At 69.7% G+C, this 18,466-nt stretch carries 19 protein-coding genes; 3 read left to right on the top strand and 16 right to left on the bottom strand.

The window, feature by feature from the left end; all coding sequences use genetic code 11:
- Nucleotides 1-59: 59 nt before the first annotated feature.
- From EXU32_RS04800 to hrcA, 3 genes are read right to left on the bottom strand one after another with little or no spacing between them, the layout of a single operon-like run.
- Nucleotides 60-806 (bottom strand): 16S rRNA (uracil(1498)-N(3))-methyltransferase, encoded by a 747-nt coding sequence (locus tag EXU32_RS04800; protein WP_130628876.1) that lies wholly within the window; start codon nt 804-806, stop codon nt 60-62.
- Nucleotides 807-820: 14 nt separating this feature from the next.
- Nucleotides 821-1,945, bottom strand: coding sequence for a molecular chaperone DnaJ (gene dnaJ, locus EXU32_RS04795; RefSeq protein ID WP_130628875.1), 1,125 nt, complete (start codon nt 1,943-1,945; stop codon nt 821-823).
- A gap of 57 nt (nt 1,946-2,002) precedes the next feature.
- Nucleotides 2,003-3,040 carry a heat-inducible transcriptional repressor HrcA gene (gene hrcA, locus EXU32_RS04790; RefSeq protein ID WP_130628874.1) on the bottom strand — a complete coding sequence of 346 codons (1,038 nt, stop codon included), beginning with the start codon at nt 3,038-3,040 and terminating at the stop codon, nt 2,003-2,005.
- A 139-nt stretch (nt 3,041-3,179) separates the two neighbouring features.
- Here hrcA and EXU32_RS04785 point away from each other — a divergent pair, with 139 nt between their 5' ends.
- Nucleotides 3,180-4,058 (top strand): DUF3097 domain-containing protein, encoded by an 879-nt coding sequence (locus EXU32_RS04785; protein ID WP_130628873.1) that lies wholly within the window; start codon nt 3,180-3,182, stop codon nt 4,056-4,058.
- A gap of 67 nt (nt 4,059-4,125) precedes the next feature.
- Here the strand turns inward: EXU32_RS04785 and fabG are convergent, their stop codons facing one another.
- The 6 genes from fabG to hemW form a co-directional block, all read right to left on the bottom strand.
- On the bottom strand, nt 4,126-4,881 hold the full coding sequence (gene fabG / locus EXU32_RS04780; RefSeq protein ID WP_130628872.1) for a 3-oxoacyl-ACP reductase FabG: 756 nt from the start codon (nt 4,879-4,881) through the stop codon (nt 4,126-4,128).
- A gap of 55 nt (nt 4,882-4,936) precedes the next feature.
- Nucleotides 4,937-5,239, bottom strand: coding sequence for a hypothetical protein (locus EXU32_RS04775; RefSeq protein WP_165399576.1), 303 nt, complete (start codon nt 5,237-5,239; stop codon nt 4,937-4,939).
- Between the two features lie 278 nt (nt 5,240-5,517).
- Nucleotides 5,518-6,648: a hypothetical protein gene (locus EXU32_RS04770; protein ID WP_130628870.1), complete on the bottom strand. Its 1,131-nt coding sequence runs from the start codon at nt 6,646-6,648 to the stop codon at nt 5,518-5,520.
- A 47-nt stretch (nt 6,649-6,695) separates the two neighbouring features.
- Nucleotides 6,696-7,418 carry an ABC transporter ATP-binding protein gene (locus EXU32_RS04765; RefSeq protein WP_165399575.1) on the bottom strand — a complete coding sequence of 241 codons (723 nt, stop codon included), beginning with the start codon at nt 7,416-7,418 and terminating at the stop codon, nt 6,696-6,698.
- A gap of 663 nt (nt 7,419-8,081) precedes the next feature.
- Nucleotides 8,082-8,732, bottom strand: coding sequence for a trimeric intracellular cation channel family protein (locus tag EXU32_RS04760; protein ID WP_130628868.1), 651 nt, complete (start codon nt 8,730-8,732; stop codon nt 8,082-8,084).
- A complete protein-coding gene (gene hemW / locus EXU32_RS04755) occupies nt 8,725-9,909 on the bottom strand; it encodes a radical SAM family heme chaperone HemW (protein ID WP_130628867.1) in 1,185 nt (394 codons plus the stop codon). The genes EXU32_RS04760 and hemW overlap by 8 nt, the downstream gene beginning before the upstream one ends.
- Before the next feature lie 36 nt (nt 9,910-9,945).
- Here hemW and EXU32_RS04750 point away from each other — a divergent pair, with 36 nt between their 5' ends.
- Nucleotides 9,946-10,719 (top strand): tyrosine-protein phosphatase, encoded by a 774-nt coding sequence (locus tag EXU32_RS04750; protein ID WP_130628866.1) that lies wholly within the window; start codon nt 9,946-9,948, stop codon nt 10,717-10,719.
- Nucleotide 10,720: 1 nt separating this feature from the next.
- Here EXU32_RS04750 and EXU32_RS04745 read toward each other — a convergent pair whose 3' ends face one another.
- The 6 genes from EXU32_RS04745 to EXU32_RS04720 form a co-directional block, all read right to left on the bottom strand.
- Nucleotides 10,721-11,194, bottom strand: a complete 474-nt coding sequence (locus EXU32_RS04745) for a hotdog fold domain-containing protein (RefSeq protein ID WP_130628865.1) — start codon at nt 11,192-11,194, stop codon at nt 10,721-10,723.
- 75 nt (nt 11,195-11,269) lie between these two features.
- A complete protein-coding gene (locus EXU32_RS04740) occupies nt 11,270-11,677 on the bottom strand; it encodes a VOC family protein (protein ID WP_130628864.1) in 408 nt (135 codons plus the stop codon).
- A 4-nt stretch (nt 11,678-11,681) separates the two neighbouring features.
- On the bottom strand, nt 11,682-12,500 hold the full coding sequence (locus EXU32_RS04735) for a helix-turn-helix domain-containing protein (protein WP_130628863.1): 819 nt from the start codon (nt 12,498-12,500) through the stop codon (nt 11,682-11,684).
- A 23-nt stretch (nt 12,501-12,523) separates the two neighbouring features.
- Nucleotides 12,524-14,425 (bottom strand): translation elongation factor 4, encoded by a 1,902-nt coding sequence (gene lepA / locus EXU32_RS04730; protein WP_431603049.1) that lies wholly within the window; start codon nt 14,423-14,425, stop codon nt 12,524-12,526.
- Nucleotides 14,426-14,465: 40 nt separating this feature from the next.
- Nucleotides 14,466-15,725 carry an alkaline phosphatase family protein gene (locus tag EXU32_RS04725; RefSeq protein WP_068423477.1) on the bottom strand — a complete coding sequence of 420 codons (1,260 nt, stop codon included), beginning with the start codon at nt 15,723-15,725 and terminating at the stop codon, nt 14,466-14,468.
- Between the two features lie 16 nt (nt 15,726-15,741).
- A complete protein-coding gene (locus EXU32_RS04720) occupies nt 15,742-17,430 on the bottom strand; it encodes an alkaline phosphatase D family protein (protein ID WP_130628861.1) in 1,689 nt (562 codons plus the stop codon).
- A gap of 105 nt (nt 17,431-17,535) precedes the next feature.
- Between EXU32_RS04720 and EXU32_RS04715 the strand changes: the two genes are divergently transcribed.
- Entirely contained in the window at nt 17,536-17,976 is a 441-nt protein-coding gene (locus EXU32_RS04715; RefSeq protein WP_130628860.1) for a type II toxin-antitoxin system PemK/MazF family toxin, read from the top strand.
- Between the two features lie 68 nt (nt 17,977-18,044).
- Here EXU32_RS04715 and rpsT read toward each other — a convergent pair whose 3' ends face one another.
- Nucleotides 18,045-18,305 (bottom strand): 30S ribosomal protein S20, encoded by a 261-nt coding sequence (gene rpsT, locus EXU32_RS04710; protein ID WP_130628859.1) that lies wholly within the window; start codon nt 18,303-18,305, stop codon nt 18,045-18,047.
- Nucleotides 18,306-18,466: the final 161 nt, after the last annotated feature.

Here is an 18,466-nt window from a genome sequence, read left to right as displayed (position 1 = left end):
AACGGCACGAGGCTAGTGAGTGCGCCGGTCCTCGGCCATGGGGAACACTCCCCCATGGCTCACCGCCAGCGGCCCATGGCGCTCAGCACGGCGATCGCCGCCGGTCCGGCGGTGGAGGCGCGCAGCACCTCGGTCCCGAGGCGCACGGGGACGGCCCCGGCGGCAACCAGGCGGTCGACCTCCTGGGGCGAGATGCCCCCTTCGGGTCCGACGACGAGGAGGATCTCCCCTTCGCTCGGCAGCGCGGCCGTGGCCAGCGGGGAGGTCGCGTCCTCGTGCAGGACGAAGGGGGTGACCCCCTCCTGCGCGCACCGTGCGGCGAGCGACGAGCTCGACTCGAGCTCGCCGAGGACCGGCCAACGACCGCGCCGGGACTGCTTGGCGGCGCGCTCGATCACGTTGGCCCACTTGCGCAGGCCCTTGTCGGCCTTGGGGCCCTTCCACCGCACGATCGAGCGGTCGGCCTGCCACGGGATGATCCCGTCGACGCCGAGCTCGGTGGCCGCCTCGACGGCGTCCTCGTCGCGGCCGTCCTTGGACAGCGCCTGCACGAGGACGAGGCGAAGGGAGGGTGCCGGCTCGTCGGCCCGCGAGGCGATCCGCAGCCGCACGAGATCACCCGAGACGGCCTGCGCCGTGGTGAGGACGCGGGCACCCTGCCGGTCGGCGACGAGCACCTCCTCCCCCACGGACAGGCGCACGACGGTGGCCGCGTGGTGCGCCTCGGTGCCGGTCAGCTCGACGACGTCGTCGACCCCGAGCCCGTCGAGGGCGCCGGGGTCGACGAGGAAGAGCGGTGCGGTCATCGCCGGGAGCCCGGTCAGCGGCCCTTGAAGGCGTGCCGCAGCCGGCCGACGAAGCCGGAGTCGACGTCGTCGAGCTCGCCGTCGGGCTGCTCCTCGTCGCGGACCCGCGCGAGGTCGCGCAGCAGCTGCTCCTGCTCGGCGTCGAGCTTGGTGGGGGTGCGCACGTCGACGTGGATCACCAGGTCGCCGCGACCCTCGCGGCGCAGGTGGGTGACGCCCAGTCCGTCGAGGACGATGGTGTCGCCGGGCTGGGTGCCGCGCTTGATCGTGATCTCCTGCTCACCGTCGAGGGTGGCGAAGCTCATCGTCACACCGAGGGCGGCCGCCGTCATCGGGACGGCCACGGACGCGTGCAGGTCGTCACCACGGCGGGTGAAGGTCTCGTGCTCGGCCACGCGCAGCTCGACGTAGAGGTCGCCAGCAGCACCACCACCGGGACCGACCTCCCCTTCGCCGGCGAGGTGGATGCGGGTGCCGGAGTCGACGCCGGCGGGGATGCGGACCTTCATCGTCCGGCGGCTGCGCACGCGGCCCTGGCCGGAGCACTCGTGGCAGGGGTTGGGGATGACCTCGCCGAAGCCCTGGCAGGTGGGGCAGGGGCGGCTGGTCATGACCTGGCCGAGGAAGGAGCGCTGGACCTGCTGCACCTCGCCGCGACCACCACAGGTGTCGCACCGGCGACGCCCCGTGCCGGGCTGGGCGCCGTCGCCGGAGCACGAGGTGCAGACCACCGCGGTGTCGATCGTCAGGTCCTCCTGACCACCGAAGACGGCGGTCGCGAGGTCGACCTCGAGCCCGACGAGCCCGTCCTGGCCGCGCGAGGCGCGCGAGCGCGGACCGCGCCCCCCGCCGCCGGCGGCCTGGCCGAAGAACTGCTCCATGATGTCGCTGAAGGTGAAGCCGGCACCGAAGCCGTCGTGGGAGCCGCCGTAGGGGTCACCGCCCCGGTCGTACTGGCTGCGCTTGGCCTCGTCGGAGAGCACGTCGTAGGCCTGCGAGACCTTCTTGAACTGCTCCTCGGCCTCGGCGCCCGGGTTGACGTCCGGGTGCAGGGTGCGGGCGAGCTTGCGGTAGGCCCGCTTGATCTCCTCGGGCGTGGCCTCGCGGCTGACGCCGAGGTCCTCGTAGTAGTCGTTCACGCGTGACGTCCTCGTAGGTCGTGGGTCGGGTTACGGGTGTGCGGTGCGGGCGCCGGGTCAGGCATCCACGATCCGCGAGAGATAGGCGGCGACGGCACGCACCTGCGCCATCGTCGCGGGGTAGTCCATGCGAGTCGGTCCGAGCACCCCGACGGCGCCGACCTGCTCGTCGCCGGCGCCGTACCCGGAGGTGATCAGCGAGGTGCTCTGCAGCCCGGAGACCGGGTTTTCGGAGCCGATGCGCACCGTGATGCCGGAGACGTCCTGCGTGGCCCCGGCGCTGAGGAGCCGGAGCAGGACGACGTGCTGCTCGAGGACGTCGAGCACGGGCTCGAGCGTCATCGGGAAGTCGCTGGAGCTGCGGGCGAGGTTGGCCGTGCCGGCGAGCGTCACCTTGGTCGCGCGCTCCTCGGCCAGGGCCTCCTCGATCGAGGCGAGCACCCCCGCCGTCAGGGCGTCCTCGGTGCCGGAGTCCTCGTCGTGGAGGGTCGCGAGCGAGGCCAGCGCGTCGGCCAGCCGTCGGTCACGGGTCGCGGCATTGATCCGCGCCCGGGCACTCGCCAGGGCGGCAGCACCGTCAGCGGTCATGTAGTCGATGCCGATCGGCACGATCCGCTGCTCCACCCGACCGCTGCCCATGATGACCACGACCATGAGCCTGGTCTCGCTCATCGGGACGAGCTCGATGTGCTTGACCGTGCTGCGGGTCAGGGACGGGTACTGCACGACGGCGACCTGACGGGTCAGGGTCGACAGCAGGCGCACGGTGCGGTCCAGGACGACGTCGAGGTCGTCGGACCCCTCGAGGTAGTCGGTGATCGCGGCGCGCTCCCCCTTCGACATCGGACGCACGGCCGCCAGACGGTCGACGAAGAGGCGGTAGCCCGCATCGGTGGGGATGCGCCCGGCAGAGGTGTGCGGGGCGGCGATCAGGCCCTCGTCCTCGAGGGCCGCCATGTCGTTGCGCACGGTCGCTGCCGAGACGTTGAGCTGGTGGCGGTCGAGCAGTGCCTTGGAGCCGACGGGCTCCGACGTCTGCACGTAGTCCTCGACGATGGCGCTGAGCACGGCCATGCGGCGCTGCTCCTGGCTCATCCGGACCTCCCTTCGACACACACGACCGGACCACTGGCACTCGGTCCACCTGAGTGCCAAGTCTACGACCGGGGCAGGCATTCCCCGGAATCCGGCGTGCCGCCGCCCCCGCGGGCCCGCTTGCGCCTACGGTCCCAGCGTGAGCGATCGATATGGCAAGGATGTCCTCTCCGGCGACTGGAAGTCCAAGGGCAGGCTGTCGCGCCCCACGTCCCAAGCCCTCGAGGCCACCCGCGGAACCGTCGTCGAGGACGTCGAGACCGGCTGGGTCGGCGCTGTCGTCTCGGTGGAGAAGGCCGGCGGCGTGCACGTCGTCCACCTCGAGGACCGCCGCGGCAAGGTCAAGGCCTTCCCCCTCGGCCCCGGCTTCCACGTCGACGGGCGTCCGGTCACGCTCACCGCGCCGAAGGGGGCCCAGCGTGCGGCCCTGGCCACGGTCCGGCAGCAGTCCTCGCGCACCGCGAGCGGGTCGGTGGCCGTCCACGACGGCAAGGCGAAGGTGGCCCTCGCGTCCCGGATCTTCGTCGAGGGCCGGCACGACGCCGAGCTCGTCGAGAAGGTCTGGGGCCACGACCTGCGCGTCGAGGGCGTCGTCGTCGAGCCTCTCGACGGGGTCGACGACCTGGCCGCCGCGATCCGCGAGTTCTCCCCCGGCCGCGGCCGCCGGATGGGGGTGCTCGTCGACCACCTCGTGCCGGGCAGCAAGGAGTCACGCATCGTCGCGGAGGCCAACCGGGTGGCACCCGACCACGTGCTCGTCGTGGGCCACCCCTATGTCGACGTGTGGCAGTCCGTGCGGCCGCAGCGCCTCGGCATGGACGCGTGGCCGACGATCCCGCGCTCCATGGAGTGGAAGCGCGGGATCTGCGCGCACCTCGGCTGGGCCCACGAGACGCAGGCCGACATCGCCCGGGCCTGGAAGCAGATCCTCGGCACCGTGCGCTCCTACGCCGACCTCGAGCCCGCGCTGCTCGGGCGCGTGGAGGAGCTCATCGACTTCGTGACCGCGCCGGAGTGAGGACCGCACGACCTTAAGGAAATGCGCACCAACCGCCGCACGACCTTAAGGAAATGCGCAGGTGCGGTCAGTCGCGCGGGCCACCCGCGACGTAGATGACCTGGCCGGAGACGAAGCCGGCCTCTTCGGAGAGCAGGAAGGACGCGGTGGCGGCGATGTCCTCGGGCTGGCCGACCCGGCCGACCGGGGTCTCCTTGGCCGCGTGGGCCAGGAAGTCCTCGAAGGGCACGCCCATCCGCTCGGCGGTCGCGGCCGTCATGTCGGTCTGGATGAACCCGGGCGCGATGGCATTGGCGGTGACGCCGAACTTGCCGAGCTCGATGGCCAGGGTCTTGGTGAAGCCCTGCATGCCCGCCTTGGCCGCCGAGTAGTTGGTCTGGCCGCGGTTGCCCAGGGCGGACGTCGAGGACAGGTTGACGATCCGGCCGTACTTCTGCGCGGTCATGTGGGCCTGGGCGGCCTTGGTCATGAGGAAGGCGCCGCGCAGGTGGACCGCCATGACGAAGTCCCAGTCGTCGACGGACATCTTGAAGAGCATGTTGTCGCGGATGATCCCGGCGTTGTTGACGAGCAGCGTCGGGGCGCCGAGCTCGGCCGCGACCCGAGCGACGCCGGCCTCGACCTGCTCGGGGTCGGAGACGTCCACGCCGACGGCGAGGGCGGTACCGCCACCCTCGGTGATCTCGTCCACGACGACCTGGCAGGCCGACTCGTCGAGGTCGAGGACGGCGACGTGGTGGCCGTCGGTGGCGAGCCGGTGGGCGATGGCCCGGCCGATCCCGCGGGCAGCTCCGGTGACAATGGCAGTTCGCGTGGTGGTCATGGTCATCATCGTGCGTCACCGGTACCCGTGAGTCACAGCGCAGTCCGCGGACCGGTCACCCCCTCCGCAGCTCGCCGACGACGTGCACGAGGGACCCGATGAGCAGGAGAGCTAGAGCCGTCGGCCATCCGTGGAGAGGCTCGGCCATGGGCAGGGCCCACGCCTCGATCTGGCCACGCTGGTCACGTCCGAGCAGTAACGCCGCGAAGACCCACAGCCAGGGCAGGACCGACCACACCCCCCAGGGCAGGCGCCGAGTGAGCAGAGTGAGCCCGATGAGGGCGGCGATGTTGCGGGCCAGGGACACATGCACCTCGTCCCCCTCGCCCGCAGGAGCGAAGAGGAGCACTGCAAGCACGACGAACCCGCTTGTGCCGACGATGACGAGGACACGTCCTGCGGCCCACATCGGCTGTGGACGCCGTGGGATGTCATCGTGCCAGGGGAGGACCGGACGCAGACACACTCCAGATGCACATGCGATGACGCACGCCCAGATGAGCGCCGCGTCGGGCGGTAGTGCCACCTCCACGGGCAGGGGGAGTCTGACGGCACCCCAGATGAACCCGCAGATGAGAGCCGAGAGAAACACCAGATGCTCTGCCGCCGTTGCCCGAACGCTGAGCCACGTCAACCTCACTGTCCGCCGCACTCGACACCTGAGAAAGCATGGCGAGCGGCCGCACGCTTGTCCGCCTCGGACAGTGCTGCGAACTCGGGCCAAGCACGCGAGAACGCGTCCGAAGTGTCCGTCGTTGATGCCGCCAACCACGCCGCGACGGCAGCCAAGACCTGACCTTGATCGTTCTCGCAACTCATGCCCACGAGAACCTGAGCCAACTGGTCCACGGGCATGCTCACGGGTGCGGCGCGGGTGTCCAGGTAGATCCGGGCTTCTCCATCGCGAGTCCGCTTCTGTGGTTTGGCATCACCTGCATTGATCACCATCGCGTTCACTGGCAGGGTCAGGCCGTGGTCCGTGGCAGCTTGAGACAGTCGACCAGCGGAGTCTGACGTCGCCGCTGCCCATTGCCGGTGCGCCGCCGAGGAGCAGACGACCACCGGCCCGTCGGTGCACTTCTGCGCCGCACTCGCCTGCCGGAATTCCTGCGGGGGCACCCTGGGTCCGACCAACGCAACGATCAACACCATCATCGGTGCAACGAGGATGGCTGTTCGTGAGGACCACAGTGGCAATGCGAAGATGACGAGCATCCCTCCGGCCAGAGTGCCCGACATCAGCACCACGGGAAGAATCCAGGAGTCAGTGGTGGGCGTCATCCCCGCCAGTGCCGCGCTGTGGCCCAATGGGTAGAGCCCTCCGCCTTCGGCGACGATGAGCACGAGCACCAGCCCACCGGCGAGCACTGGCGCCACGAATCTGTGCGCGACGGATCCAACGAGGTAGCCGATCGAGGTCATCAAGCACATCCACAGCACCTGAGGGAGTGTCACGGCAGCGAAGAGCGGTCGATCCACGGCCAAGTCCTGCGTGCGGACGACGGTTAGGACCGCTACGAAAAGGGGCGCCGCTCCAGCCCAGGTGACCATGGCCATCAGGCCACGCAGACGAGCAGCTCGCGGGCGCACGGCCAGCAACGTGCGCAGCGTGTGCACCTTCTGGACCCACGCCACCCCGAAGGCCACGAACATCGCGAGCAGCGGCAGGCACAGGTAGAGCAGGGCTCCGGAGATGTCGACAGTCGATGCGGCGTCATGGCGCAACGCTGGCGGCAACAACAATTGCCCGACGATGAGGATCAGCACGGAGCAGCCGAAGACCGCAGGGCCGACCGGGTTGGCTCTCAGCCACCTCATCGCGATGGCACCGAGGCGAGCAGGTCGTTCAGCGCCGAAAGCCGCTGATCCGGGTCGCCCAACTCGTCGTGCTGCAGGTCATGAATGATCTCGCCCTCACTCAGGATGAGGAAGCGCTCGGCCCACATTGCAACGTCTTCAAGGATGTGCGAGGTGACGAGTACCAGCCGATCACGGGGCAGGTCCTGAAGGATCCGTCTCAGCCGATCGCGTTGGATCGGGTCCAAGCCCGCGGTCGGCTCGTCCATCAGCACGATCTGCGGGTCGTGAACGAGCGCCTGCGCGCAGGCTAGGCGACGCTTCTGTCCGCCGCTGAGCCGTGCGGCGCGCGAGGCGCGCACGTCAAGAAGGTCCACGGCCGCCAAGGCGTCGGTCACGGATCGATCTCGCGTGGCGGCTGGCACTTCCTTCAGGTCAGCGGCCATCCCGACGCACTCCTCAACTGTGAGCAGCAACGGAAAGTCCACGTCCTGCGGGACGAAGCCTGTCCGTTCTGGCGGGAGGTGCGCGGAGGATACGTCACCGACCAAGAGGGTCCCGGAATGGCGCAGCACCCCGAGCATCGAACGCAACAAAGTCGTCTTGCCTGACCCGTTGACACCGATGAGGGCAATGCGCTCCGCGTTGAGCTGAATGTCCAATCGCGACAGGCGGAACGGCCCGCGCCGGGCCGAGAACGCGATCAGGCGGACAGATTCCGAGTCAACCTTGTCCGACACGTGCGTCAGTACTGCCAGCCGGAAGAAATCGCGTACCCACTACCACAAAAGTCGGGTCGCCAAACTTTGGTGATGCACATTCGCGCTGACAGCCGAGCAAACGTTCCGGTCGTCGAAACCCCCTGATGAATGAACATCCAGTTGCTCCGGTAGGAACCTCCCCACCCCTGTGTCTTAGTGACGCCACCATAAGGGTAGTATTCTTGGTTACACGACGTGTACTTCGGGGCGTAGCACCAACCTGAATTAACCATGGTCGTCATTCTCCCATGCACCAAGCGCCCGTCCTGGCTGGTGTCCTTCAGTTTCCACGCTGACTGGGACCTCAGCCCCGTAGCCAACTTCGCAAGGCGGTAACTGATCGCTGCGTCCCCGCGCCTCGTGGTCCCCTCATAAACTGCAAAGGGATTGCTCGTGGTGCGCACCACCTCAAACGGATCTCCCGGAGTTCGTGGTCCCGCCACGCTGGGACCTGCTGTCGTCAGCACCGTGGCCGCCGCAATAGCGACACCCGCCAGACCGCGCATCCATATCAGCTTCATATTTCCCCCTTGTTGGGCCGGCTCCCTCGGCCAAGTCCAGAGAAAGTATCCCCCCCCAGCATCTGGCAATACCTCCTTACCAAACTCATGACACCGACAGGCCATCTCTTGACCAACCGAGTCACCGACGGTGGACGCGGCTGGTCGCCCACCGGGGCTCGGTCGGCAGCATCCACCCGTGCTTGCGGGCCAGGAGGCAGACGGCGCCACCGACGAGGACCCCGCCGAGCGAGGCCAGCGGACCGGTGGTCGCCAGGTGGAGCAGCACCAGGGTCGCGCCGCCGGCAAAGGCCGCCGTCGCGTACAGCTCCGAGCGTTGCAGGATGACCGGGACATTGCCGAGCATCATGTCCCGCACCACGCCGCCGCCACAGGCGGTCAGCACACCCAGCAGGATCGCCGGCAGCCAGTGGATGTCGTTGAGGAGCGCCTTCTGCGTGCCGACGACCGCCCAGGTCCCCAGCGCGATGGCATCGACCCAGGGGAAGGTCTGTCGCCAGCGTCGTCCCTCGAGCGGGACGAGGTAGGCGATGGCCGCGGCGACGAGCGCGACCGTGAGATAGCGCAGGTCGGTCAGTGCCACCGGTTGGACATTGAGCAGCACATCGCGGATCGCCCCACCGCCCAGGGCCGAGATGATGGCCAGGACGGTGAACCCCACCGGGTCGAGCTGGTAGCGACGGGCGACGGCGCCACCGAGCAGGCCGTTGGCCAGGACCCCCAGCAGGTCGAAGAAGGCGATGAGGTCGGGGATCTGCGGGACGTCAGGCACCGCTGACCACCACGGGGTCCGGCTCACCGGCGATGAGCTGGTGGACGACCGTGTCCGCGAGGAGGCGACCACGACGGGTCAGGACGACTCGACCGGCGATGGCCGCGCGACCGTCGACGAGACCGTCCGCGACGAGCCCGGCGACCGCCCTTCGCCCCTGCGCCGCAAGGCGATCGGTCGGCAGGCCCTCACGCAGACGGACCCCCAGCAGGATCGCCTCGTCGGCTCGCTGCTCGGGCGTCAGGTCCTCTCGCTCGGCCTCGGGGTGGTCCTCGGCGAGGCCCTTGGCCCAGGTCGCCGGGTGCTTGAGGTTCCACCACCGTGCGCCGTCGACGTGGCTGTGCGCACCCGGCCCGACGCCCCACCAGTCGTGGCTGCGCCAATACGCCTCGTTGTGCCGGCAGCGATCGGCATCGGTACGCGCCCAGTTGCTGATCTCGTACCAGTCGTACCCAGCGTCCGCGAGCAGCTCGTCGGCCAGCTCGTACTTGTCGGCCTCGTCGTCACCGGTCGGCATCGGCAGCTCGCCACGGCGCACGCGGACGGCCATCTTGGTGCCCTCCTCGACGGTGAGGGCATAGGCCGACAGGTGGTCGGGCGCCAGCGCGATGGCCGTCTCCAGCGAGGTGCGCCACTGGTCCAGGCTCTCCCCCGGCGTGCCGTAGATGAGGTCGAGGCTCACGGCGAGACCGGCGGCGCGGGCGGCGGACAGGGCACGAGAGACATTGGCCGGGTCGTGCGTGCGGTCGAGCGTGGCGAGCACCTCGGGCACGGCCGACTGCATGCCGATGCTCACCCGGGTGAACCCACCCTCCGCGAGCACCCTCAGGGACTCCTCGGTCACGCTGTCCGGGTTGGCCTCGGTGGTCACCTCGACGTCGTCAGCCAGCCCCCAGCGCTCGCGCACCGCGTCGAGGAAGCGCACGAGGTCCTGCGGCGGCAGCAGCGTCGGCGTGCCACCGCCGACGAAGAGCGTCGACACCGGTGGCGCGTCCGGCAGCGTGGCGGCGGCGAGGTCCAGCTCGAGGATCGCGGCGTCGACGAAGGTGGCGACGCTCGCTCCCTTCGCCCCTCCGACGGGGCCGAGCTCGGTGGCGGTGTAGGTGTTGAAGTCGCAGTACCCGCAACGGACCGTGCAGAAGGGCACGTGGAGGTAGATGCCGAAGGGGGGACGCACGCGGCCATCCTCCCACCCGGTGACTACGGTGGGCTCATGACCCGATGGATCGAGCTCGACGGCGTCGTCAACATGCGTGACCTCGGTGGGCTGCCCACCCGCGACGGGCGGCTGACCCGGGAGGGGCGGCTGATCCGCAGCGACAACCTGCAGGACCTGAGCGAAGGGGACGTCCGTCGCCTCGTCGACGAGGTCGGCGTGACCGACGTGGTCGACCTGCGCAGCAATGTCGAGTACGAGATCACCGGGGAGGGCCCGCTGCGGGCCACTCCCCTGACGCACCACCACTTCAGCCTGCTCGCCGAGGACCAGGACCCTGACCGGACTGTCGAGGAGGCCCTCGCGGTGCGCTGGGGACGGGATGAGTCGACTCCGCGCGATGGCGACTTCTGGGGACGCCACTACACCGGCTACCTCACCAAGCGGCCGGACTCGGTCGCTGCGGCCCTGGCCGCGGTGCGCGACAGCGCAGGCGGTGCCGTCGTCCACTGCGCCGCCGGCAAGGACCGGACCGGGACCGTGGTCGGGATGGCCCTGTCCGTCGCCGGGGTCCCGGAGGAGGAGATCATCGCCGACTACGTGCGCACGGCCGAGCGCCTGGAGCAGATCATCGACCGGCTCATCCGGGTCGAGCCCTACAACCGCTCCCTGCCGACGCACAGCCTCGAGGAGCAGCTACCCCGCGCCGAGTCGATGGAGGCGGTGCTCACCCATCTCGACGAGGGATACGGCGGCGCGGTCGGGTGGCTGAGGGCCAGCGGCTGGACCGACGCCGACGTCGAGGCCCTCCGGGTGCGCCTGACGGTCTGAGTCAGGACCTCGTGGGCTTCTCCGTGACGTAGACCGGGATGACGCCCTCGACGACGACCACGCCGTCGGTGCGCACGGCCTTGACCTTGATGTCGACGTCACCGGGGGTCGCCGCCCACTGGGCGGGGTCGGTCTCGGCGATGCAGAGCAGGTCGGTCGTGGACTTCGCCAGGTAGCTCACCTGCAGGCCGCGTGGCAGCCAGCGCTTGTCGGCCGGGCAGGTCGCCTCGGCGACCAGGCCCATGGCGGCCTCCAGCCCGTTGCACACCGCGATCGCGTGCAGGGTCCCGATGTGGTTGTGCACCCGCTTGCGGTTGCGGATCGACAGCTCGGCGTAGTTGGGGCGCACCTCGCGCACGACGGGACGCACGGTCGCGAAGTACGGCGCCTTGACGCTGTAGAGGAGGGAGAAGATGCGCTTGCCCGCCGGGAGCTTGGCGATGCGCTGGTAGAGGTCGAAGGTCTGCTGGGCCATGGGTCGAACCCTAGGCTCGGGCGCCCTTGCGCCGGAAGCCCGCACGACGTCGGTTGCGTCACGCGGACGACCCGACTACCCGGCGTAGGTGCCGAAGCTCCACGAGTTGCCCTCGGGGTCGAGGATGCTGAAGCCGCGCGAGCCGTAGTCGCTGTCCTCCATCGGCCGGGTGAAGGTGGCGCCCGCGGCCTCGGCGCGGGCGTGCACGGCGTCCGGCTCGTCGGTGACGACGTAGAGCATCGCGCCGCCGACGGGCATCGTGAAGTGCGGGTCGTCCGGGCGCGCGCTGGAGATCATCACCCGGCCGCCCTCGGGCCAGAGCATCTCGCTGTGCTGCACGATCCCACCGTCGCCCTCTACGAGGATCCCCTCGGTGAACCCGAGGGTGAGCAGCCAGGCCCGCAGGGCGAGCGGGTCGGCGGCGGTGATGCCGCTCCAGATGTCGTGGTCGGTGCGGGTGCCGGTCTCGGCCGTGGTGTCCATGACCTCAGGATGGCGCTGCCGCACCCGTGGTGTCTTGGACGAATGCGATCTCGTCTTCGCGCAGCCACCGGGTGGGCGAGGTCCCGGCGAGGTCCAGCCAGTCGCGGTTGAGGTGGCTCTGGTCCACGAACCCGCAGGCCGCCGCCACCTCGGCGAGGGGCCGGCCCTGCCCGATCAGCCGTCGGCTCTCCTGGAACCGCATCACCCGGGCGGTCGTCTTCGGCGACTGGCCGAACTCGTGGCGGAACTGCGTGCCCAGGTGCCGGGTGGACCAGCCGACCTCGGCGGCGATCGCATGGATCGGCGCCCGGCCACGGCTGCGGCGCAGCAGGCGCCACGCGTGCCCCACCTCGGGTCGTGGCTGCCACGTCGCGTCGCGATCGGCGAAGAGCGCCTGGACGACGAGCGCGAATCGGGACTCCCACCCTTCGCTCTCGGAGAGCCGCTCGTGCAGCTGCCGGGCGGCCGGCCCGATGAGCAGGTCGAGGTCGACGCTGGTACCGGCCAGCTCACCCGCGGGCCCACCGAGGAGCAGGGCGGCACCGGCCGGGGTGAGGTCGAGCTGGACCCCGTGCTGGCTGCCGTCGTGGCGGATCAACGCCGGACCGGCGTGCAGCCCAGCGACCATGGCGTCGTACCGCCCCTCGCGACCGTCGGCCCCGACGAGGTCGAGCGGGTCGTCGAGGGAGACGACGAGCGTGAGCGTGTCCGAGGGCATCCCGATGTGCGTCCCCGGCCGGGCTCCCGTGATCCGGTAGCCGACCAGCGACTCCACGAAGGGAGCGAGCCGCCCCGGGAGCGCGGCCTCCATGTACTGCGCCATGGGGCCACGCTACGCCGGGTGGGCTACTTCTTGGCCTTGTCCACGGCGTCGTCGTCGGACGAGAGAGCAGCGATGAAGGCCTCCTGCGGGACCTCGACGGTGCCGATGTTCTTCATCCGCTTCTTGCCCTCCTTCTGCTTCTCGAGCAGCTTGCGCTTGCGCGAGATGTCACCGCCGTAGCACTTGGCGAGGACGTCCTTGCGGATGGCGCGGATGGTCTCGCGGGCGATGATCCGGGCGCCGATGGCAGCCTGGATCGGCACCTCGAACTGCTGCCTCGGGATGAGCTCCTTGAGCTTGCCGGCCATCATGTTGCCGTAGGCGTAGGCCCGGTCCTTGTGGACGACGGCGCTGAAGGCGTCGACGGCCTCGCCCTGCAGGAGGATGTCGACCTTGACCAGGTCGGCGACCTGGTCACCGGACTCCTGGTAGTCCAGCGAGGCATAGCCGCGCGTCTTGGACTTCAGCTGGTCGAAGAAGCCGAAGACGATCTCGGCGAGCGGGAGCGTGTAGCGCAGCTCGACCCGGTCCTCGGAGAGGTAGTCCATGCCGCCGAGCTGGCCGCGCTTGGACTGGCACAGCTCCATGATCGCGCCGATGAACTCGCTGGGCGCGAGGATCGTGGCCTTGACGACCGGCTCACGGACCTCGGAGACCTTGCCGTAGGGGAACTCGCTGGGGTTGGTCACGATGATCTCGGAGCCGTCGTCCATCGTCACCTCGTAGACCACGTTGGGCTGGGTCGAGATGAGGTCGAGGTTGAACTCGCGCTCGAGGCGCTCGCGGACGATCTCCAGGTGCAGCAGCCCGAGGAAGCCGCAGCGGAAGCCGAAGCCGAGTGCGACGGAGGTCTCCGGCTCGTAGACCAGGGCCGCGTCGTTGAGCTTGAGCTTGTCGAGGGCGTCTCGCAGGGTCGGGTAGTCGCTGCCGTCGAGCGGGTAGAGCCCCGAGAAGACCATTGGGTTGGGGTCCTTGTAGCCGCCGATCGCGGTGTCCGCGGGCTTGCCGGCGTTGGTGACGGTGTCACCGACCTTGGACTGGCGCACGTCCTTGACGCCCGTGATGAGGTAGCCGACCTCGCCGACGCCCAGGCCCTTGCTCGGGTGCATCTCCGGGGAGCTGACCCCGATCTCGAGGAGCTCGTGGGTGGCCCGCGTCGACATCATGACGATCTTCTCGCGGGGGTTGAGGTCGCCGTCGACGACCCGCACATAGGTGACGACACCGCGGTAGTTGTCGTAGACGGAGTCGAAGATCATCGCGCGAGCAGGGGCATCGGGGTCGCCGACCGGCGGCGGCAGCTTGGCGACGATCTCGTCGATGAGCTCCTCTACCCCGGCGCCCGTCTTGCCGCTGACCTGCAGGACGTCCTCGGGCTCGCACCCGATGAGCCGCGCGATCTCCTCGGCGTACTTCTCCGGCTGGGCGGCCGGCAGGTCGATCTTGTTGAGCACCGGGATGATCGTCAGGTTGTTCTCCATCGCCAGGTAGAGGTTGGCGAGGGTCTGCGCCTCGATCCCCTGCGCGGCGTCGACGAGCAGGACGGCACCCTCGCACGCGGCGAGCGACCGGGAGACCTCGTAGGTGAAGTCGACGTGCCCCGGTGTGTCGATCATGTTGAGGCAGTAGGTCTGACCGTCTTGTTCCCACGGGATGCGGACGGCCTGGGACTTGATCGTGATCCCGCGCTCGCGCTCGATGTCCATGCGGTCGAGGTACTGCGCGCGCATCTGGCGAGCCTCGACGACACCGGTGATCTGCAGCATCCGGTCGGCCAGGGTCGACTTGCCGTGGTCGATGTGGGCGATGATGCAGAAGTTGCGGATCTGCGCGGGCGGCGTCGCGTTCGGCGGGAGGGCCTGACTGGCCTGGGGTGACACGGGTGACGGACCTCGGGATCGACGGGACAGGGCTCGGCCCCCCATCCTCCCACGGACGAGGGGCCGGGCCGGCACACGGCGCGGGTCAGAGGCGGGAGACCCCGTCGTAGCCGCCGGGCAGGGACGGCAGGCCGAAGACCGCACCGACGGTCGCCGCCACGTCGACGGTGTGCGCGGTCGCGGTCCGGGTGCCGGGCCGCACGAGCGAGGAGCCTCCTGCGACGACGAAGGGGATGGGCGCCGTGACCGGGTGGCCGTGGTTGCCGGGGATCGGGTTGTCGAAGATCGTCGGGTCGGAGAAGCGCCAGCCCTGCTTGCAGTAGGCGATGAGGTCACCGGCCACCGGGCTCAGCCGCAGCTGGGCCGGCGTGTGGACCGACAGCACCCCCGGCTGGCGCAGCACGACCTCGCGCAGCCGGGCGATGCCGGCGGCCTTCTCCCCCGCCGGACCGGTCCAGTAGAAGCTGTCGGCGCCCCCGTTCTGCGCGATCTCGACCTTGTCCCGCAGGGTGGTGTCGAACCATATCGGTGCGCCGAGGGAGATGACCCGATGGGTCATCGACCAGTCCATCGAGTGGTCGGCGAGGACGATGACGACCGACTGCTCCCACACCCCCTTCGCCTTGAGGTGCTCGACGAAGTTGCCGACGAGGCGGTCGGTGTTGGCCAGCGCGGCGTACCGCATCGCCGGCAGGTTGATGGTGCCGCCGAGGTCGGCGTGACCGACGCGGTCGATGTCGCCGAAGTTGGCGAAGACCAGGTGCGGGTCGGCCTCGTCGACCATCTTGACCAGGGCGTCGTAGGTGTAGCCGTCGGGCGCGTGGTCGGTGATCGGCATGAGCGGCTTGGGCTCCCACCGGTAGGTGGCCCGGTCGCCGAAGATCCCGTAGAGGTAGTCCTTCGACAGCACGGTGCCGGTCGTGAGGCCCCGAGCGTTGAGGCGCTCGATGACGGTCGGCACCTTGATGTCGCTCGGCTGGTCCATGTCGCGGACCTCGCCGAGGCCACGGTCGTAGATCTTGTTGGCCGGCACGCCGCTGCGGTCGGGCCGCACGCCGGTCATCATCATCACGTGGTTGGGGATGGTCTCCATGATCGGCAGCGACCGGGCATTGGGGTACCAGGTGCCACCGCTGCGTAGGGCGTGGAGGTGGGGGGTGCAGTCGGCGGTGATCTCGTCGGGGCGCAGGCCGTCGGTGACGAGCACGTAGACGCGGCGCGAGCTCTTGCGGGGCGCCGCGGACGCCCAGGGGGCACCGAGCACCCCCGAGATCGCCACGCTCGTGCCGCCGGCCGCGGCGAAGCGCAGCAGGGTCCGGCGGGAGGGCTGGGTCAGGTCGGTCATCGTCTCTCCGGTGGTGTCAGCTGGCGGGGTACCAGACGCGGCGGGTGCGCTGCGTGCCGGGCAGGGTCTCGAAGCCCGCGCTCCACCGAGCGGCGGAGTCCGGGTCGGTGCGGTCGGCGAGGACGTACCAGTCCATCTGCGCCCGCGCCGGGGTGAGGGTGAGCACGCTGTAGCCGTGCCGGTCGAAGTCGAGGTAGCGCACGTGCAGGTTGGCGGTGCGGATGGCGGCCTCGACGCTCAGCGACACCGTCCGCGGCGCCACCTTGAGGATGTCGTCGAGGTTGTTCGACGTCACCGAGGTCCCGACAAACTCGACGGCCACTGATCGGCTCAAGGGATAGGTGCCGACATTCTTGGGTACGTCGCACGCCCAGGCGGAGTGGATGTCGCCGGTGATGAAGACGGTGTTGTCGATCGCGTGGTCGGCCAGGTGGTCGATGAGCTCACGACGGTCGGCCGTGTACCCGTCCCACTGGTCGACGTTGTAGGGGATGCCCTCCGGAGGCAGCAGCCCACCCATCTCGTGCAGTGCCTGCCCGGCCTCGACGTCCACCGCAGCGAAGGTCACCGGCGAGATCATCACCGGGTTGCCAACGAGCTTCCATGTGGCGGCGGACTCGCTCAACGAGGACTTGAGCCAGGTCATCTGCTCCGTGCCGGTGATCGTGCGGTCGGCGTCGCCCACCTGTCCGAGCGCCGTCTCGGGGGCCTGCTCGCTCCGGTAGCTGCGCAGGTCGAGCATCCGCAGGTCGGCGAGGGTTCCGAACGAGAGCTGGCGGTAGATCTGGTTGCCGTCCCCGATGGCCGAGGTCCCGGACAGTCGGATCGGCATCCACTCGTCATAGGCACGCCGAGAGGCAGCGGCTCGGTCGCGCCAGCGCCCTTCGGTCAACGAGTCGTGGTTCTCCGCGCCATTGAGCCACGCGTCGTTGGCGCTCTCGTGGTCGTCCCAGGTGGTGATCCATGGCGCCGCGGCGTGGAGCCCTTGCAGGTCCGGGTCGGTCTTGTAGTGGCCGTGCCGGATCCGGTAGTCCGCGAGGGTGACGATCTCGTGGGCCGGCTGGCTGACGCGCACGGCGCCATCGGCCGCCCCGTACTCCCCCGTCGGGTACTCGTAGAGGTAGTCGCCCATGTGCAGGACCGCGTCGAGACCCGCGTGGCTGGCCAGGTGGCGGTAGGCCGCGAAGTACCCGGCCTCCCAGTTGGAGCAGGACACCACTCCGAGGCGGAGTTTGGGAGGGGTCGACGAGGGAGCCGGCGCGGTCTTGGTCCAGCCGGTCTGTGAGACCTTGCCACCGCTGCGGAACCGGTAGGCGTAGCGCGTCCCCGGCACCAGGCCGGTGGCGTCGACCTTGACCGTGTGGTCGCGTTCGGTGCCCGTCGACACCCGGCCCTTGCGCACGATCGTGGCGAAGCTCGCGTCCTTGGCGACCTCCCAGTCCACGGCGACACGCGCCCCCTTCCCCGATCCCGGGGTGGCTTCGGCGCTGGGCGTGACCCGCGTCCACAGGACGACCGCGGTGGGCAATGGGTCACCGGAGGCGACTCCATGGAGGAACCCGGTGGTCGTGGTGACGTCGGCACGGGCTGGGGCGAAGGGGGCCGCCGTCGCCGTGGCGACAACGGCACCCACCGCAGCACCACGGACGACAGTGCGTCGGCCGGGTCCGGGCACGGCGGTGGGAGGTGTGGCGTCAGAGGTCATGCGCGCATCGTCCCCACCCCGCATGGACTCCCGGTGACAGACAGGTGGACAAGTCCCCGATCGCCCCGTGATCGTGCTCACCCCGTCCCGGCTAGCGTGGTCGACATGAGCGACTACCCCGGCGACTTCACCGGCGTGCCAGACCTCGCGTGGGCCCCCACCCCCGACGACCCGACGCCTTCCCCCGGCGAGGTGGTGTGGGCCTGGGTCCCCTACGAGGAGGACCACACGCAAGGCAAGGACCGCCCCGTCCTGCTCATCGGGCAGGACGGTGACTGGCTCCTCGGCCTGCAGCTGACGAGCTCCGACCACGACCTCGACGCCGAGCAGGAGGCACAGGCCGGCCGGCGATGGATCGACATCGGCTCGGGCGCCTGGGACGGCAAGGGCCGTCGCAGCGAGGCCAGGGTCAACCGCGTCGTGCGGCTGGACCCTGCTGCGGTACGGCGAGACGGCGCCGTGCTCGACGAGCGCGTCTTCGCAGCCGTCACCGAGGCGCTGCGGGCGGTGGCTCAGGGACGTGACTACGACGACGACCCGGTCTGAGGACATGCGAAGGGGGCCGGTCACCGTGACGGTGACCGGCCCCCTTCGAGGTGCTGCTGGGTGTCAGCTCAGAGCGCGTTGACGCGCTTGGCCAGACGCGACTTCTTGTTCGCGGCCTGGTTGGCGTGCAGGACGCCCTTGGTGACGGCCTTGTCCAGCTTGGCGCTGGCGGTGACGAGCGCGGCCTTGGCCGCCTCTGCGTCGCCGGCGTCGACGGCCGTGCGGACCTTGCGGATCCACGTGCGCAGCTCGGACTTGGCGGCGCGGTTGCGCTCGGTCCGGGCGGCGTTGGTCTTGACGCGCTTGATCTGGGACTTGATGTTTGCCACAGGAATGTCTCTCTTGGTCGTCGAAAATTTTGCCGTTAGAGGGCGGCAAGGCGGCTCGGGACCGGCGTGGGGATACCGTGGGAGAGTCGCCCTGGATGCTGCTTGCGATGCGCGCACGACCATGCGCGCACGCGAAGGTTCAATCTAGCAGCGGTGGGGCA

This window comes from Janibacter limosus (assembly GCF_004295485.1).
Lineage (GTDB): Bacteria > Actinomycetota > Actinomycetes > Actinomycetales > Dermatophilaceae > Janibacter > Janibacter limosus_A.
The sequence above is the reverse complement of the archived record's forward strand: the minus strand, read 5'-3'. Positions and strand labels throughout refer to the sequence as shown.

Coding starts and splice junctions, on each gene's coding strand:
- EXU32_RS04800 (WP_130628876.1), bottom strand. CDS start 806: ATGACCGCACCGCTCTTCCTCGTCGACCCCGGCGCCCTCGACGGGCTC.
- hrcA (WP_130628874.1), bottom strand. CDS start 3,040: ATGAGCCAGGAGCAGCGCCGCATGGCCGTGCTCAGCGCCATCGTCGAG.
- fabG (WP_130628872.1), bottom strand. CDS start 4,881: ATGACCACCACGCGAACTGCCATTGTCACCGGAGCTGCCCGCGGGATC.
- EXU32_RS04750 (WP_130628866.1), top strand. CDS start 9,946: ATGACCCGATGGATCGAGCTCGACGGCGTCGTCAACATGCGTGACCTC.
- EXU32_RS04745 (WP_130628865.1), bottom strand. CDS start 11,194: ATGGCCCAGCAGACCTTCGACCTCTACCAGCGCATCGCCAAGCTCCCG.
- EXU32_RS04740 (WP_130628864.1), bottom strand. CDS start 11,677: ATGGACACCACGGCCGAGACCGGCACCCGCACCGACCACGACATCTGG.
- EXU32_RS04735 (WP_130628863.1), bottom strand. CDS start 12,500: ATGGCGCAGTACATGGAGGCCGCGCTCCCGGGGCGGCTCGCTCCCTTC.
- lepA (WP_431603049.1), bottom strand. CDS start 14,425: ATGGGGGGCCGAGCCCTGTCCCGTCGATCCCGAGGTCCGTCACCCGTG.
- EXU32_RS04725 (WP_068423477.1), bottom strand. CDS start 15,725: ATGACCGACCTGACCCAGCCCTCCCGCCGGACCCTGCTGCGCTTCGCC.
- EXU32_RS04720 (WP_130628861.1), bottom strand. CDS start 17,430: ATGACCTCTGACGCCACACCTCCCACCGCCGTGCCCGGACCCGGCCGA.
- EXU32_RS04715 (WP_130628860.1), top strand. CDS start 17,536: ATGAGCGACTACCCCGGCGACTTCACCGGCGTGCCAGACCTCGCGTGG.